Genomic DNA, 17,485 nt, shown 5'->3' on the forward strand with positions numbered 1-17,485 from the left:
CGAAGGAACGCTCGATCTCTGCCTCGACAGCCCTTCTCAAGGAGGGGGTCGGGAAGGTCGAGCGCGACGGGTGGCGAAGACGAGCGATGGTAGAGCGTCGTGACCGGCGCCGCTGCATCTGTTGGAACAGGCCATCAAATATTTGGCGTCATCTCGGCACAAAAATGTGCTGACGGTACTCTGCCTAAAAACATAAGAAAAATATTTCAATGGCAACTTAAAGACGTAATTGTTGCCATAATGGATCGTTGAAGGAAGAGTTCGGAGGCGATTTCAGGAAAATCCGGCAACGGCGCTTTAATCGATCCGGCCCTAGAGCATCGATCGTTCGCCGGACGGCTCAACAATCATGTTCAAAATCATCGCCTGTCTCACCGAGGCGCACGATCTCGGGCTGGTCGCGATTTCGGCCGGCATCTGCCTGCTGGGTTGCTTCTCGACCGTGACGCTGATGGCGGAGGAGAGGCGGCTCCATCCGCAGCGCAACGGGCAGGGTTTCTGGCTGCCGCTTGCCGCCGCCGTATTCGGATGCAGCGTCTGGTCGCTCCACTTCGTCGCCATGCTCGCCTTCCGGCCCGGTGCGCAGGCCGCCTACGGCCTCGCTCCTACGGCGGCCTCGATCGGGATCGCGGTGGCCGGGACGCTGGCTGCGCTCCTGCTGTGGCGGCGCGCGGGCCAGAACGCTCTCGGCCTGACCGCCGCCGGCACGGTGCTGGGGGCAGCCATCGCCGGCATGCACTATGTCGGCGTCGGTGCGATGGCGGTGAGCGGCCTGCTCTTCTTCGATCAGACCTTCGTCCAAGCCTCCCTCGGTCTCTGCGCGACCCTGGCGGTGATCGCCCTGGCCCGGGCCGGCGACCTCACGGGGCTCCGGCGGCGCATCGAGGTGACTCTCTGGCTCACCCTGGCGATCTGCGGCCTGCACTTCACCGGCATGACCGCCCTCACCATCGCGCCTACCGCGCTGCGGGAGGGGGAGGGCGCCGTCCTCGGCTCGACGCAACTCGGACTGGCCGTGGGACTGGTCAGTCTCGCCGTCCTCGCCGCCGGGCTCGTCGCGCTGATGACGCAGCGGCACCTGATGCGGCGGCGTTTGGACGAATTGAGCCGCGTGCGCCTGCTCTGCAACCTCGCCTACGAGGCCCTGCTCATCCATCGCGAGGGCCGGGTGATGGAGATCAACCAAGCGGGCCTGCGCCTGTTCGAGACCACGGAGCGGGAGATCATCGGCCGGCCGCTGCTCAGCCTGTTCGCCGAGGCCGCCGCCCCCGCCCTGCTGCGGCGCAGCCGCTGTCACCCCGATGAGCTTTACCCGGAGGAGTTCGAGATCCGTACCGCCGCCGGCATGCCGGTGCCGGTGGAGTTCTCCTGCCGCGCCATCGAGTATCTCGGCGCGCCCGCCGTCGCGGTCGCCCTGCGCGACCTGCGGCAGCACCGCCGCGACGAGGCGCGCATCCGGCATCTCGCCCTGCACGACGCGCTCACCGATTTGCCCAACCGCACCCTGCTGGGGGAGCGCCTGAACCTAGCCCTTGAGGCGGCGGGGGAAAACAGGGCGCGGGTGGCGCTGGTCTATCTCGACCTCGACCGCTTCAAGCCCGTCAACGACTTTCACGGCCATGCGGTGGGCGATGCCCTGCTGGTGCAGGTGGCCAAGCGCATGCTGGCCGAATTGCGGCCGACCGATACCCTCGCCCGGATCGGCGGCGACGAGTTCGTGATCGTGCTCGCCCATTCCCGGACACCGGAGCAAGTCGCCGAAACCGTGGAGCGTCTGATCGTGGCACTCGCCCGCCCGTTCCAGATCGAGGCGCGGCGCATCGAGATCGGCGCCTCGGCCGGCATCGCCCTCTACCCGACCGATGGCGGCACGGCGGAGAGCCTGATGCGCGCGGCCGACCTCGCCCTCTACCGGGTCAAGGACGAGGGGCGCGGCACCCTGCGCTTCTTCGAGGCCGCGATGGACGAGCAGCTCCAGGCCCGCCGCCGGATCGAGCACGAGCTGAGCGGGGCGATTCCCCGGGGCGAGCTGCAGCTCCATTGCCAGCCGATCGTCAACGGCCGCACCGGCGTGATCGAGACCTTCGAGGCGCTGATCCGCTGGCATCACCCGGAGCGCGGCTGCGTGCCGCCGGCCGAGTTCATTCCGCTCGCCGAGCAGAGCGAGCAGATCCTGCGCATCGGGGCCTGGGTGCTCGACACGGCCTGCGCCGCGGCCGCCACCTGGCCGCAGCCGTGGCGGGTCGCGGTCAACGTGTCGCCGAAGCAGTTCCGGCAGCCGGGCTTCGCGGTCAGCGTGGCGGCCGCCCTCACCCGCCACGGGCTTCCGCCGAGACGATTGGTGCTGGAGATCACCGAAGGGGTGTTCATCCAGGATGCGGCCATGGCGGTGGAGGTGCTCACCGCCCTGCGCAGCCTCGGCGTGCGCCTCGCCCTCGACGATTTCGGGACGGGCTATTCGTCCCTGAGCTACCTGCAGCGGTTCAAGTTCGACAAGATCAAGATCGACCAGTCCTTCGTGCGCCGGCTCGGGCAGCACGCGGACACGCTGACCATCCTGCGCGCGATCACCCATCTCGGGCACAATCTCGGCCTTCAGGTCACCGTCGAGGGAGTGGAGACGCCCGAGCAGCTCGCCATCCTTCGAGAACTCGGCTGCGACCAGATGCAGGGCTACCTGTTCGCGCGGCCGGGTCCGATGGCGGCCCTGTCCGAGCTGGAGCCGGAGCGGCTGCGGGCGCTGTTCGACCCGGAGTCGCTCCAGGCCTGCGCCTGAAGGGCGGCCCGGCTCCCGCGGCCTCGAGGACGTCCGCTCAGGCGGCTTCCCGCTCCGGCACGAACCGGCGGCGGGTATTCTCCCACCAGCTCCGCTCCCGCTGCGCCTCGGCCTCCGCCGCCTTGGCGGCATAGAAGGAGGCGTTGTGCTCGCCGCGCAGGGCCTCGCGGGTGAAGCGGATCAGGTGGTGGGCGACGAAGCCCATGTTGAACACCGCCTCGATCTGCCCTCGCTTCAGGGCGTGACCCGCCGCCCGCCAGAACGGCCGGCGGTAGTCGGAGAGAAGGCCGACCCGGGTGATGATGTTGAAGCCGAGGATCAGGCCGCGGCGCAGGTTGGTGAAGGTGAGCTTGCCCGCCGTCGGCGTGACGATGCGGTTGCCGTAGGTCACGTCGCACTGGTGCTTGAAGCGCTCGAAGAGATGCTCGGGGGCGTAGGCATGGGCGATGGCCCGGCGCCAGGAGTTCACCACCGTATCGTGCGGGCGCTTGAACAGCACGTTGGATTCGAGGCTCGCATCGTGGACGAGCCGGCCCTCGCGCTCCAGCCGGTCCCAGAGCGGCGTCTTCGGCAGGGCCTGAAGCAGGTTGATCGTCAGCACGGGAATGGCCGAGCGGTCGATGAAGTCGATCAGGTTCTGTTCGGATGTGTCCGTGTCCGAGTCGAGCCCGAGGATGATGCCGGAGGTCACCTCCAGGCCGTAGGAATTGAGGGTCTCGATCGCCTCGTACATCGGCACGGCGGCGTTGTGGGTCTTGTCGATGCCCTTCAGTGCGTCCGCCTCCGGCGTCTCGATGCCGACGAACACCGTCATGAAGTTGGCCTGCCGCATCAGCTCGAGGATCTCGGGCTGCTTGGCCATGTTCAGCGTCGCTTCGCAGGCGAACTGGAGCGGGTAGTTGTTCTTCTTCTGCCACGCGACGAGATGCGGCAGCATCTCCCGCGTCGCCTTGCGATTGCCGATGAAGTTGTCATCGACGAAGTAGACCACCGCCGGATGGCCGGGCTGACTGATGATGGCATCGAGTTCGGCGCACATCTGCTCCGGGCTCTTCAGGCGCGGCTGGCGGCCATAGAGCTGAGGGATGTCGCAGAACTCGCAGCGATAGGGGCAGCCCGAGGAGAATTGCAGCGAGCCGATCAGGTAGCGCTTGAGCGGCACGGCCTCGTAGGCCGGAGCCGGGAACTCGCTGAGCGCCAGCCGGTCCTTGGTATCGAGCACCACCTGGGACGCGGGGCGGGCGAGGTCACGGTCGAGGATCTCGACGAGGCGGTCGGTGGCGTCGCCGATCTCGCCGACATGGAGATAGTCGAAATCCGGATACTTTTCCGGCGCGCCCGAGACCGAGGGGCCGCCGAGCACCGCGACCTTGCCGGCCTCGTGCGCCCGCCGGCCGATATCGTGGATCTGGCCCTCCTGGATATGCATGCCTGAGACGAAGACGGCATCGGCCCAGGCGAAGTCCCGCGCCGAGGCCGGCCGGATGTTCTCGTCAACGAAGCGGCATTCCCAGCTCTCGGGCATGTAGGCCGCGATCACCAGGAGACCCTGGGGCGGCATGAAGGCCTTCACCCCGCCCATCAGCGGATAGGCGTGGGAGAAGGTGCCAAAGGACGGCGTGTAGGCCGGGAAGACGCACAGGATGCGCCGGCGGGACGAGACGGGGAGGGAGCATCGCATGACCTCCAATCTAGCACAGCCCCGCGCGTTGGCGTCCCCTCTTTCCGCGACATCGTGATCCGAGAGCGGCCGGAACGCCGCAGGGCCGGGGCGCGGTGCGGCGTTCCGGACACAGCCGGGGCCGGAGATCGTGCCGGGGATGGCGGTATGCGGCCCGTGCATGGAGCGGCGCCCCGAACACCACCGCTGGCCGCGCGGCGCGGGGCGCCTCAACCGATCTGCCGGCGCGCGGGCGCCCATTTCCGGCGAGGGGATCTCTTCGGCAATGAAGCTGAAGACTGCAGTAAAGCATTTTTAAGCGTCAGTTTTATGACGAATTAAATTAGTAATCCAACGGATTATGCGCCGGTCCTGCACGTTAGTATAGTAATGAGATCAGAATATACTCAAATTTTATTCAGGATTACTTTTAATGATGCTGGCCCAATGCTATCGCCGCTGCCGGGATGCGGGGCGCACCGGGCCGCTAAGCGACTGAGCCGACTAACGACTTTTCCGGATGCGCCGGTCGCGCGGCGCAGGGCGGCAAGGCGTCGTTCGGCGGCCCGGGAGGCGCGCTGCTTTCGATCATCCGCAGCCCGAAAGGGCACGCGTCCAGCACAACACGGCGAGCGTCATCACGCCGGCCTGGAACGCGGCAAAGGGGGTTTGGGAGATGAAACGACGTCTTCTGGCCGCGCTGCTCGTGTCGAGCGCGCTGGTGCTGCCGGCGGCTTCGGCGCGGGCGCAGACGGTGGCGGAGCTGCAGCGGCAAATCAACGAGCTCAAGGCCATGATCAAGGCTCAGGCGGAGGCTCAGGCGAGGGGCCCGCGGCGCGCGGTCCCGGTCGCCACCCGGCCGGCCCATGCCCGCGCCACCGATGCCGGCACCTTCCCGGCGGCCGGCCGGCCGATCGAGTCGGCGGTGGGCCGGCCGGCGGCGCCCGCCCCGGTTCCGCACCGCTTCGCCCTCGACGAGCCGGACACGTGGTACGACGCGCTGGTGCCGCCCGCGCCGCAGCTCCTCGCCGACGGGCCCGGCCACGATGCCCGGCCCAAGACCTGGTTCGAGCGGCTGTCCCTGCGCGGCTACACGCAGCTGCGCGGCAACGAATTCCTGTCCGGCGACGACACCGCCCCGTCCGGCGTCTCGCGCCTGCGCTCCGTCCACGACAGCGGCATCACCGACCGCAACAACTTCACCTTCCGCCGGGTGCGCCTGGTCCTCCAGGGCGACATCCACGAGCGGGTGTTCATCTACATCCAGCCCGATTTCGCGGTGAACGTCTCCAACCAAGCGGGGACCGAGTCACGCCAGCACTACACGCAGCTGCGCGACGCCTATGCCGACGTGTTCCTCGACGACGAGCGCCGCACCAAGCTGCGCTTCGGCCAGCAGAAGGTGCCTTACGGCTGGGAGAACCTGCAATCCTCGCAGAACCGTCTGGCCCTCGACCGCTCCGACGCGATCAACAGCGGCGTTCCCGGCGAGCGCGATATCGGCATCAGCCTCTACTACACGCCCTGGCACGTGCAGCGCATCTGGGACCGGCTGGCCAAGGGCGGGCAGAAGCTGTTCGGCAATTATGGGGCCTTCGGCGTCGGCATCTATAACGGCCAGACCATCAACCGGATCGAGGCCAACAACGACCTGATGACGGTGATGATGGCGACCTGGCCCTTCGAGCTCGACGGGCTCGGCGAGATCTTCAGGGGCCAGGTGCTGGAGGTCGGCGGCTCCGCCTATCGCAACCGGTTCCGGCCCGAGGCGACCTTCGGCTCCACCACCACCCTGGCCCAGGGCTACAACGACGAGCGCGTCGGCCTACACGCGATCCTCTATCCGCAACCCTTCGGCCTGCAGGCGGAGTGGAACTGGGGCCGCGGCCCCGAATACGACCCCGTCACCCGGTCGATCCAGACCAGGCCGCTCCAGGGCGGCTACGTCCAGGCGATGGTCAAGGTCGATCATTCCCCGGTCGGCCCGTTCATGCCCTATATCCGCTGGCAGACCTATGACGGCGGCTGGAAGGTCGGGAACGGAGCGCCGCGCCTCGACACCGACGAGGTGGAGTTCGGCATCGAATTCCAGCCGATCAAGTCGGTCGAGCTGACCCTGGCCTATGCCACTATGCGCCGCCGCGAGGCCAGCATCAGCCGCTTCGGCCGGGCCGAGGGCGACCTGTTCCGCGGGCAGTTGCAGATCAACTACTGATAGGGCGCCCGCTCGATAGAGGCGGTTGCCGTATCGGCCAGCCCGCGCGGCCCCTGGGCGGAGGCCACATCCGCCCTCCCGAAGGGATCACCCGAATTAAGGTATGACCCCTTTCCGGCTCGGGACGATCATCGGCCGGGCCGGGGCTCACGCCTCGGCCCGCTTCGACAGGAGCAGGATCCGCCCTCCACCGGGGCCGCCCTCGGCATCCGGGTTGCGCAGTTCGCGCGTCTTCGGCAGGTGGCCGCCCGCGACGAACAGGAGCACGGCCAGCACCAGCAACACCTTCGAGGCCATCGCCCGACGAACCTTCACGCTCGGCTTCACGCTTGAGCGTGGCGGTGTAGGCTCGCCGCGGCCTGTCCTCAGATGCGCTGGCGCACAGGGAGGGGCCGGCGGAGCCCGCGACGGCGACAGGGTGAACGACCAGTTGCTGCCGGCGAGGCGGTCGCGCCGAAAGGGATGCGCTGAGGGAGCTTGCCTGCGACGGAAAAGTCGCGGTCCGGGTCTTGGCAGGCGGCTTGCACGCCGCTATAGACCGCGCTCCACGAATTCACCCAATTGGAAGGGATCGGCCGATCGGTCGGTTTCCATTCGAGATACCGCTCGGGCAACCGGGCGGTGACGGCCGGAAGGGTCTCGGGGCAGCCGCTCCGAGCACCGTTTCCGGCTATGTCCTGTCCGAGACTGCAGGCGCCGGGCAACCGGCTTAATCGGAGACAGCCTGCACAGACGGGGAAGACCGAATTTTTTACACCTCGCTTCGGGGCCGGTCGGCACCGGAGGGAGGCATCGGTTTGAACCAATCTCACCCGCGGGGGCCGCATGCGGCCCTTCAAGGGGACAGGGCCGTGAGACGTCGCCCAGGCGGCGGATCCGGCTTCTCAGCCGAGATCCGTTCCGGGCGGCAAGTGCAACCGGCGGACCTGCTCCAGGTTCCGCCAACCGGAGAGAGCACCAGTGGACAGGACAGCTAAAGCTGATCTCGTCTCGACGCTCAACGGCGTGTTCGATACGAGCGCCGTCGTCGTCGTGGCCCACTACAAGGGCCTCACGGTCGCCGACATGCAGAAGCTGCGTTCGCAGATGAAGCAGGCCGGCGCCACCGTGAAGGTCGCCAAGAACCGGCTCGCCAGCATCGCTCTCGATGGCACGGACGTCGCCTCCATCAAGCCCCTCCTGAAGGGCCCGACCCTGCTCGCCTATTCGAGCGATCCGGTCGCGGCCGCCAAGGTTGCGGTGGATTTCGCCAAGACCAACGACAAGCTCGTGATTCTTGGCGGCGCCATGGGAACGACCGCCCTGAACCCGGACGGCGTGAAGGCGCTCGCCTCGCTCCCGTCCCTCGACGAACTGCGCGCCAAGCTCGTGGGCCTCATCCAGGCTCCCGCGACCAAGGTCGCCCAGGTCGTCAACGCGCCGGCGGCCAAGCTCGCCCGCGTGTTCGGGGCCTATGCCAAGAAGGACGAGGCGGCCTGAGCCGTTTCCCCCTTACAAACCGACCCGTTCAAACCGATATACTGAAGGAACACACACATGGCTGATCTCGCCAAGATCGTCGAGGACCTCTCCTCGCTGACCGTTCTCGAGGCCGCCGAGCTCGCCAAGCTCCTCGAGGAGAAGTGGGGCGTCTCGGCTGCTGCCGCCGTCGCCGTCGCCGCTGGCCCGGCCGCGGGTGGTGGCGCCGCTGCCGCCGCCGAGGAGCAGACCGAGTTCACGGTCGTGCTCGCCTCCGCCGGCGACAAGAAGATCGAGGTCATCAAGGAGGTCCGCGCGATCACCGGCCTCGGCCTCAAGGAGGCCAAGGACCTCGTCGAGGGCGCCCCGAAGCCTGTCAAGGAGGCGGTTGCCAAGGACGAGGCCGAGAAGATCAAGGCCCAGCTCGAGAAGGCTGGCGGCAAGGTCGAGCTCAAGTAATTTGTCGGTGGGCCGCATCCGGCCCATCGCATCCGGCGCGCGCCTCTCGGGGCCGCGCCGGCCAGACGCCCGCGGGCTCCGGCTCGCGGGCTAACGCCGCTTCGGGCGGCCGTGCATCCGAAGGCGGGTGCGGCGGCGAACAGAAGACGAATTCGGTTCGGGTGGGCTGATCGTCCGGCGGGACGGCCCTGCAGGCCCGGTGGCGGGAGGCTTGTCGCGAGCCTTCCCCGGGCACCCTACGCTGAGGTGGTGGAGCGAGGTCTCATGGCCAACACGCTGGTCGGTCGCAAGCGCATTCGCAAGTTCTTCGGCAAGATCCGGGAAGTCGCCGAGATGCCGAACCTCATCGAGGTTCAGAAGGCGTCCTACGACCAGTTCCTGATGGTGGACGAACCTGAGGGCGGCCGTGCCGACGAAGGGCTCCAGAGCGTCTTCAAGTCGGTGTTCCCGATCTCGGACTTCGCCTCGACGGCGCTGCTCGAATTCGTGCGCTACACCTTCGAGGCGCCGAAATACGACGTCGACGAGTGCCGCCAGCGCGGCATCACCTTCGCCGCCCCGCTGAAGGTGACGCTGCGCCTGATCGTGTTCGATGTGGATCCCGACACCGGCGCCAAGTCCGTCAAGGACATCAAGGAGCAGGATGTCTACATGGGCGACATGCCGCTCATGACGGATAACGGCACCTTCATCGTCAACGGCACCGAGCGCGTCATCGTCTCGCAGATGCACCGCTCCCCGGGCGTGTTCTTCGACCACGACAAGGGCAAGACCCACTCCTCCGGCAAGCTGCTCTTCGCCGCCCGCATCATCCCCTACCGAGGCTCCTGGCTCGACGTGGAGTTCGACGCCAAGGACATCGTGCACGTGCGCATCGACCGCAAGCGCAAGCTGCCGGTCACCTCGCTGCTGTTCGCGCTGGGCCTGGACGGCGAGGAAATCCTCTCGACCTTCTACAACCGCGTCACCTACGAGCGGGACGGGGCGGATTGGCGCGTGCCGTTCGATGCCGAGCGGCTCAAGGGCTTCAAGGCCTCCGTCGACCTCATCGACGCCGATTCCGGCGAGGTGGTGCTCGAGGCCGGCAAGAAGCTCAATGCCCGCAATGCCCGCCTGATCGGCGAGAAGGGCACCAAGTTCCTCAAGGCGACTGACGAGGATCTCGTCGGCCAGTACATCGCCGAGGATCTGGTCAACGTTCAGACCGGCGAGATCTGGGCCGAGGCCGGCGACGAGATTTCCGAGAAGCTCCTCAAGAGCCTCGACGAGGTCGGCGTCACCGAGATCCCGGTGCTCGACATCGACCACGTCAATGTCGGCCCCTACATCCGCAACACCCTCGCCGTGGACAAGAACTCGGGCCGCGAGGGCGCGCTGTTCGACATCTACCGCGTCATGCGTCCCGGCGAGCCGCCGACGCTCGACACCGCCGAGGCGATGTTCCACTCGCTGTTCTTCGACGCCGAGCGTTACGACCTCTCCGCGGTCGGCCGCGTGAAGATGAACATGCGCCTCGACCTCGATGCCGCCGACACCGTGCGCACGCTGCGCCGCGAGGACATGCTCGCGGTGGTCAAGGCGCTCGTGGACCTGCGCGACGGCAAGGGCGAGATCGACGACATCGACCATCTCGGCAACCGCCGCGTCCGCTCGGTCGGCGAGCTGATGGAGAACCAGTACCGTCTGGGTCTCCTGCGGATGGAGCGCGCCATCAAGGAGCGCATGTCCTCGGTCGACATCGACACGGTGATGCCGCAGGACCTGATCAACGCGAAGCCCGCCGCGGCGGCAGTGCGCGAGTTCTTCGGCTCGTCGCAGCTGTCGCAGTTCATGGACCAGACCAACCCGCTGTCGGAAGTGACGCACAAGCGCCGTCTCTCGGCGCTTGGCCCGGGCGGTCTGACCCGCGAGCGCGCCGGCTTCGAGGTGCGCGACGTGCACCCGACCCATTACGGCCGCATCTGCCCGATCGAGACGCCGGAAGGCCCGAATATCGGTCTGATCAATTCGCTGGCGACCTTCGCCCGCGTGAACAAGTACGGCTTCATCGAGACGCCGTTCCGCCGGGTGAAGGACGGCGTGGTCACCGACGAGGTCGCCTACCTCTCCGCCATGGAGGAGGCGAAGTACTATGTCGCCCAGGCCAATGCCGGCATGGATGCCGACCGCAAGCTGACGGACGACCTCGTGGTCTGCCGCCGCGCGGGTGAGGTCATCGTGGTCGCCCCCGACCGCGTCGATCTCATGGACGTGTCGCCGAAGCAGCTCGTCTCGGTCGCCGCGGCGCTGATCCCGTTCCTCGAGAACGACGACGCCAACCGTGCGCTGATGGGCTCGAACATGCAGCGCCAGGCGGTGCCGCTGGTTCGCGCCGACGCGCCCTTCGTCGGCACCGGCATGGAGGCCGTGGTCGCCCGCGATTCCGGCGCCGCCATCGCCGCCCGCCGCTCCGGCATCGTCGATCAGGTGGACGCCACCCGTATCGTCATCAGGGCCACGGAAGAAACCGACCCGACGAAGCCGGGCGTCGACATCTACCGTCTCCAGAAGTTCCAGCGCTCGAACCAGTCGACCTGCATCACGCAGAAGCCGCTGGTGCGCGTCGGCGAGCCGGTGAAGAAGGGCGAGATCATCGCCGACGGTCCCTCGACCGAGTTCGGTGAGCTCGCGCTCGGCCGCAACGTGCTCGTCGCGTTCATGCCCTGGAACGGCTACAACTTCGAGGACTCGATCCTGCTCTCCGAGCGGATCGTGAAGGATGACGTGTTCACCTCGATCCACATCGAGGAATTCGAGGTGATGGCCCGCGACACCAAGCTGGGTCCGGAGGAGATCACCCGCGACATCCCGAACGTCTCGGAAGAGGCGCTCAAGAACCTCGACGAGGCCGGCATCGTCTATATCGGTGCCGAGGTCCACGCCGGCGACATCCTGGTCGGCAAGATCACCCCGAAGGGCGAGAGCCCGATGACGCCGGAGGAGAAGCTCCTGCGCGCCATCTTCGGCGAGAAGGCCTCGGACGTGCGCGACACCTCGCTGCGGGTGCCGCCGGGCGTCACCGGCACGATCGTCGAGGTCCGGGTGTTCAACCGCCACGGCGTCGACAAGGACGAGCGCGCCCAGGCGATCGAGCGCGAGGAGATCGAGCGTCTCGCCAAGGACCGCGACGACGAGCAGACCATCCTCGACCGCAACACCTATGCCCGTCTCGCCGACGTGCTGGTCGGTCAGTCGCCGATCGCCGGTCCGCGCGGCTTCAAGAAGGACACCACCCTCACCCGGGAGATCATCAACGATTATCCCCGTTCGCAATGGTGGCAGTTCGCCGTCGTCGACGACCGTCTGATGACGGAGATCGAGGCGATGCAGAAGCAGTACGACGAGTCGAAGAAGCGCCTTGAGCAGCGCTTCCTCGACAAGGTCGAGAAGCTGCAGCGCGGCGACGAGCTTCCGCCCGGCGTCATGAAGATGGTCAAGGTCTTCGTGGCGGTGAAGCGCAAGATCCAGCCCGGCGACAAGATGGCCGGCCGCCACGGCAACAAGGGTGTCGTGTCGCGCATCGTGCCGATCGAGGACATGCCGTTCCTCGAGGACGGCACGCATGCCGACATCGTGCTCAACCCGCTCGGCGTGCCCTCGCGCATGAATGTCGGCCAGATCCTGGAGACGCATCTCGGCTGGGCGGCTGCGGGCTTGGGTCGCAAGGTCTCGAAGGCGGTCGATGCCTATCTGAAGACGCAGGATATCGGCCCGCTGAAGGAGGAGATGAAGGCGATCTACTCCCCCGCGGAGCTGGAAGGCCTGTCGGACGAGGATCTGGCGGAAGCCGGCAACAACGTTCGGCGCGGCGTGCCGATGGCCACGCCGGTGTTCAACGGCGCCAAGGAAGCCGACATCGAGACGATGCTGGAGATGGCCGGGCTCGACCGCTCGGCGCAGTCGACCCTCTATGACGGTCGCACCGGCGAGCCCTTCGACCGCAAGGTGACGATGGGCTACATCTACATGCTCAAGCTGCACCACCTCGTGGACGACAAGATCCACGCGCGCTCGATCGGTCCGTACTCCCTGGTCACCCAGCAGCCCCTGGGCGGCAAGGCGCAGTTCGGCGGTCAGCGCTTCGGTGAGATGGAGGTCTGGGCGCTGGAGGCCTACGGCGCGGCCTACACGCTGCAGGAGATGCTGACGGTGAAGTCGGACGACGTGGCCGGCCGCACCAAGGTCTACGAGGCGATCGTCCGCGGCGACGACACCTTCGAGGCCGGCATCCCTGAGTCCTTCAACGTGCTCGTGAAGGAGATGCGCTCGCTCGGCCTCAACGTCGAGCTGACGAACTCCAAGCAGCAGGCGGCCAACGACCAGCTCGAGCCGCCGGCCGACGCCGCCGAGTAACGGCAACGATCACCTCCCGCGGCGGCGCATCTTCGGATGTGCCGCCGCGGTCGAGCGGGAGGGGGCGGGGCCTTCCGGACCTTGACGACGGCCAGCGGCGCTTCGCGGAGCGCGGCGCCGGATCTGAGTTTCAGTCACGTCAGCCCAGGCGCGGGGCGTCGTGCAGCTAAGGAGCGGATCATGAACCAAGAGGTCATGAACCTTTTCAATCAGCAGGCCCAGCCGCAGAATTTCGACCAGATCAAGATCTCGATTTCTTCGCCCGAGAAGATCCTTTCGTGGTCCTACGGCGAGATCAAGAAGCCCGAGACGATCAACTACCGGACCTTCAAGCCCGAGCGCGACGGCCTGTTCTGCGCGCGCATCTTCGGGCCGATCAAGGACTATGAGTGCTTGTGCGGCAAGTACAAGCGCATGAAGTACAAGGGCGTCATCTGCGAGAAGTGCGGCGTCGAGGTCACCCTCGCGCGCGTGCGGCGCGACCGCATGGGCCATATCGAACTGGCCGCCCCCGTCGCCCATATCTGGTTCCTGAAGTCGCTGCCGAGCCGCATCGGCCTCTTGCTCGACATGGCGCTCAAGGATCTCGAGCGGATCCTCTACTTCGAATCCTACGTCGTCATCGAGCCGGGTCTCACCCCCCTGAAGGAGCGTCAGCTCCTGTCGGAGGAGGAGTATCTGCGCGCGCAGGAGGAATATGGCGAGGACAGCTTCACGGCGATGATTGGCGCCGAGGCGATCCGGCGCATCCTGCAGGAGCTCGACCTCGAAGGCATCGCGACCTCGCTCAAGGAGGAAATCGCGACGACGACCTCCGAGCTGAAGCCCAAGAAGCTGATGAAGCGTCTCAAGATCATCGAGGCGTTCCAGCAATCCGGCAACCGCCCCGAATGGATGATCCTGACGGTCGTTCCCGTCATCCCGCCGGACCTGCGCCCGCTGGTTCCGCTGGATGGCGGCCGCTTCGCCACGTCGGATCTCAACGACCTGTATCGCCGCGTCATCAACCGCAACAACCGCCTCAAGCGGCTGATCGAGCTGCGCGCGCCGGACATCATCATCCGCAACGAGAAGCGCATGCTTCAGGAAGCGGTCGATGCGCTGTTCGACAACGGCCGCCGCGGCCGCGTCATCACCGGTGCCAACAAGCGCCCGCTCAAGTCGCTCGCCGACATGCTGAAGGGCAAGCAGGGCCGTTTCCGCCAGAACCTGCTCGGCAAGCGCGTCGACTATTCCGGCCGTTCGGTCATCGTGGTCGGTCCGGAGCTGAAGCTGCACCAGTGCGGCCTGCCGAAGAAGATGGCCCTGGAGCTGTTCAAGCCGTTCATCTACGCGCGCCTCGACGCCAAGGGATTCTCGGCCACCGTCAAGCAGGCCAAGAAGCTCGTCGAGAAGGAGAAGCCCGAGGTCTGGGACATCCTGGACGAGGTCATCCGTGAGCATCCCGTCATGCTCAACCGCGCCCCGACGCTGCACCGCCTCGGCATCCAGGCCTTCGAGCCGAAGCTGATCGAGGGCAAGGCGATCCAGCTGCACCCGCTGGTCTGCGCCGCGTTCAACGCCGACTTCGACGGCGACCAGATGGCCGTGCACGTGCCTCTGAGCCTCGAGGCTCAGCTGGAAGCGCGCGTCCTGATGATGTCGACCAACAACATCCTGCACCCGGCCAACGGTCAGCCGATCATCGTGCCGTCGCAGGACATCGTTCTCGGCCTCTACTACCTCTCGATCGTCGCCGACGGCGCGGTCGGCGAGCACAAGGCCGACGACAAGAACAACCCGATGCAGGGCGTGTTCGGCGATATCGGTCAGCTCGAGCACGCGCTCGCGGCCAAGACCGTGTCGCTGCACTCGAAGATCAAGTGGCGCTGGCGCGGCCTCGGGCCGGACGGCGAGCCCGTGTCGCGGATCTACGACACGACCCCGGGCCGCGTGATCCTGTCCGGCGTGCTGCCGCTGCACCCGAAGGTGCCCTTCGACGTCGTCAACAAGCTGATGACCAAGAAGGAAATCTCGGCGATGATCGACACCGTCTACCGCCATTGCGGTCAGAAGGAGTCGGTGATCTTCTGCGACCGGATCATGGCGCTCGGCTTCAGCCACGCCTTCCGCGCCGGCATCTCGTTCGGCAAGGACGACATGGTCGTGCCGGAGAACAAGTGGCAGATCGTCGACGACACCCGCGCGCTCGTGAAGGATTACGAGCAGCAGTACAACGACGGCCTGATCACCCAGGGTGAGAAGTACAACAAGGTCGTCGATGCCTGGGCGAAGTGCTCCGACAAGCTCGCCGCCGAGATGATGGGCCGGATCTCCGCCGTCCAGAAGGACGACAAGGGAGCCGACAAGCAGGTCAACTCGATCTACATGATGAGCCATTCGGGCGCCCGTGGTTCGCCCGCGCAGATGAAGCAGCTCGCGGCGATGCGCGGCCTCATGGCCAAGCCTTCGGGCGAGATCATCGAGACCCCGATCATCTCGAACTTCAAGGAAGGCCTCGACGTTCTCGAGTACTTCAACTCCACCCACGGCGCCCGTAAGGGCCTCGCGGACACGGCGCTGAAGACCGCGAACTCGGGTTACCTGACCCGCCGCCTCGTCGACGTGGCGCAGGACGCCGTCATCCGCGAGACGGATTGCGGCACCACCAACGGCATCAAGATGCGCGCCATCATCGATGCCGGCCAGGTCGTCGCCCCGCTCGCCATCCGCATCCTGGGACGCGCCACGGCCGAGGATCTGGTGGCGCAGGACGGCAGCGTCATCGTCAAGACCGGCGAGACGATCGAGGAGAAGCATCTCCCGGCCATCGCGGCCGCGGGCATCCAAGAGGTGAAGATCCGCTCGGTGCTGGTCTGCCAGACCAAGAGCGGCGTCTGCGCCACCTGCTACGGGCGCGACCTCGCCCGCGGCACGCCCGTCAACATGGGCGAGGCCGTCGGCGTCATCGCGGCGCAGTCGATCGGCGAGCCGGGCACCCAGCTCACCATGCGCACCTTCCACATCGGCGGCGCGGCGCAGATCGCGGATTCGTCCTTCGTCGAGTCGAGCTTCGAGGGCACGATCCGTATCCGCAACCGCTCGCTTGCCAAGAATTCCGATGGCGATCTCATCGCCACCGGCCGCTCGGTCGCGGTGGTGATCGTCGGCTCGGACGGCACCGAGCGAGCGGTCCACCGCCTGCAATACGGTGCCAAGGTCCGCGTGGACGAAGGTGACACGATCAAGCGCGGGCAGCGGATCGCCGAGTGGGATCCCTACACCCGTCCGATCGTCGCCGAGGTGGACGGCATCGTCGGCTACGAGGATCTCTACGATGGCCAGTCCATCACCGAGACCACCGACGAGTCGACCGGTATCGCCAAGCGCGTCGTCATCGACTGGCGCGGCTCGGCCCGCACCTCCGACCTGAAGCCGGCCATGCTGGTGCTGGATCAGGACGGCAAGCCGGTGAAGCTGCCGCGCGGCTCGGATGCCCGCTACTACCTGCCGGTCGATGCCATCATCGGTCTCGATCCGGGGGCGAAGGTGCGGGCCGGCGACGTGCTCGCCCGTGTCTCCACGGATTCGGCCAAGACCCGCGACATCACCGGCGGTCTGCCGCGGGTGGCGGAGCTGTTCGAGGCGCGGCGTCCGAAGGATGCGGCGATCATTGCCGAGAAGTCGGGCTCGATCCAGTTCGGCCGCGACTACAAGAACAAGCGCCGGCTGACGCTGACGCCGCACGACGGTTCGGAGCCGGTCGAGTACCTGATCCCGAAGGGCAAGCACATCCACCTGCAGGACGGGGACGTGGTCGAACTCGGCGACTACATCGTCGACGGCAACCCGGCGCCGCACGACATCCTGGCGATCAAGGGCGTGGAGGAGCTTGCCGCTTACCTCGTCAACGAGATCCAGGAGGTCTACCGGCTTCAGGGCGTGTCGATCAACGACAAGCACATCGAGGTCATCGTCCGTCAGATGCTGCAGAAGGTGGAGATCACCGATGGCGGCGACTCAGACATCCTGACCGGTGACCAGATCGACCGCACCGAACTGGCCGACTTCAACGAGAAGCTGCTTGCCGAGGGCAAGAAGCCGATCCAGGGCGTTCCGGTCCTGCTCGGCATCACCAAGGCCAGCTTGCAGACGAAGTCGTTCATCTCGGCGGCCTCGTTCCAGGAGACCACCCGCGTCCTCACGGAAGCTGCGGTCAACGGCAAGGTCGACACCCTGGAGGGTCTCAAGGAGAACGTCATCGTCGGTTCGCTCATCCCGGCCGGCACCGGCTCGCTCGCGGCGGATATCCGCTCCATCGCGCGCCGCCGCGACAGCCTGATCCTGCAGCAGCGCTCCGCCGAGAACGCGGCCAACGCCGCGGAACTCAGCGAGCTGCCCCCGGCCGCGGCCGAGTAAGCCGACTCCTGAAAAGTCTCCCCGTCCGCTACGCGGGCGGGGAGGGACGAACGAAAAGGCCCCGGCTCTCTGAGCCGGGGCCTTTTCGTTCGGCGAGAGGCCGAAGCGAGACGGGATCCGCTTGATC

At 66.7% G+C, this 17,485-nt stretch carries 8 protein-coding genes; 6 read left to right on the top strand and 2 right to left on the bottom strand.

The window, feature by feature from the left end:
• Positions 1-349 precede the first annotated feature (349 nt).
• A complete protein-coding gene (locus tag MZTS_RS14715) occupies positions 350-2,776 on the top strand; it encodes a bifunctional diguanylate cyclase/phosphodiesterase (protein WP_192284415.1) in 2,427 nt (808 codons plus the stop codon).
• A gap of 37 nt (positions 2,777-2,813) precedes the next feature.
• Here MZTS_RS14715 and MZTS_RS14720 read toward each other — a convergent pair whose 3' ends face one another.
• A complete protein-coding gene (locus tag MZTS_RS14720; protein WP_192284416.1) occupies positions 2,814-4,457 on the bottom strand; it encodes a B12-binding domain-containing radical SAM protein in 1,644 nt (547 codons plus the stop codon).
• Positions 4,458-5,112: 655 nt separating this feature from the next.
• Here MZTS_RS14720 and MZTS_RS14725 point away from each other — a divergent pair.
• Complete coding sequence (locus tag MZTS_RS14725) at positions 5,113-6,651, top strand: porin (RefSeq protein WP_192284417.1); 1,539 nt, start codon at positions 5,113-5,115, stop codon at positions 6,649-6,651.
• Between the two features lie 147 nt (positions 6,652-6,798).
• Here MZTS_RS14725 and MZTS_RS14730 read toward each other — a convergent pair whose 3' ends face one another.
• A complete protein-coding gene (locus MZTS_RS14730; RefSeq protein ID WP_192284432.1) occupies positions 6,799-6,966 on the bottom strand; it encodes a hypothetical protein in 168 nt (55 codons plus the stop codon).
• Positions 6,967-7,611: 645 nt separating this feature from the next.
• On the opposite strand from MZTS_RS14730, the gene rplJ reads away from it, so the two are divergent.
• The 4 genes from rplJ to rpoC all read left to right on the top strand — a co-directional run bounded on the left by rplJ (position 7,612) and on the right by rpoC (position 17,358).
• Positions 7,612-8,130, top strand: a complete 519-nt coding sequence (gene rplJ, locus MZTS_RS14735; RefSeq protein ID WP_192284418.1) for a 50S ribosomal protein L10 — start codon at positions 7,612-7,614, stop codon at positions 8,128-8,130.
• Between the two features lie 57 nt (positions 8,131-8,187).
• A complete protein-coding gene (rplL, locus tag MZTS_RS14740; protein ID WP_009861194.1) occupies positions 8,188-8,568 on the top strand; it encodes a 50S ribosomal protein L7/L12 in 381 nt (126 codons plus the stop codon).
• Positions 8,569-8,832: 264 nt separating this feature from the next.
• Entirely contained in the window at positions 8,833-12,960 is a 4,128-nt protein-coding gene (rpoB, locus tag MZTS_RS14745; protein WP_192284419.1) for a DNA-directed RNA polymerase subunit beta, read from the top strand.
• Positions 12,961-13,140: 180 nt separating this feature from the next.
• Positions 13,141-17,358 (top strand): DNA-directed RNA polymerase subunit beta', encoded by a 4,218-nt coding sequence (gene rpoC / locus MZTS_RS14750; protein WP_192284420.1) that lies wholly within the window; start codon positions 13,141-13,143, stop codon positions 17,356-17,358.
• Positions 17,359-17,485: the final 127 nt, after the last annotated feature.

The sequence above is a fragment of the Methylorubrum zatmanii genome (assembly GCF_014845115.1).
Lineage (GTDB): Bacteria > Pseudomonadota > Alphaproteobacteria > Rhizobiales > Beijerinckiaceae > Methylobacterium > Methylobacterium zatmanii.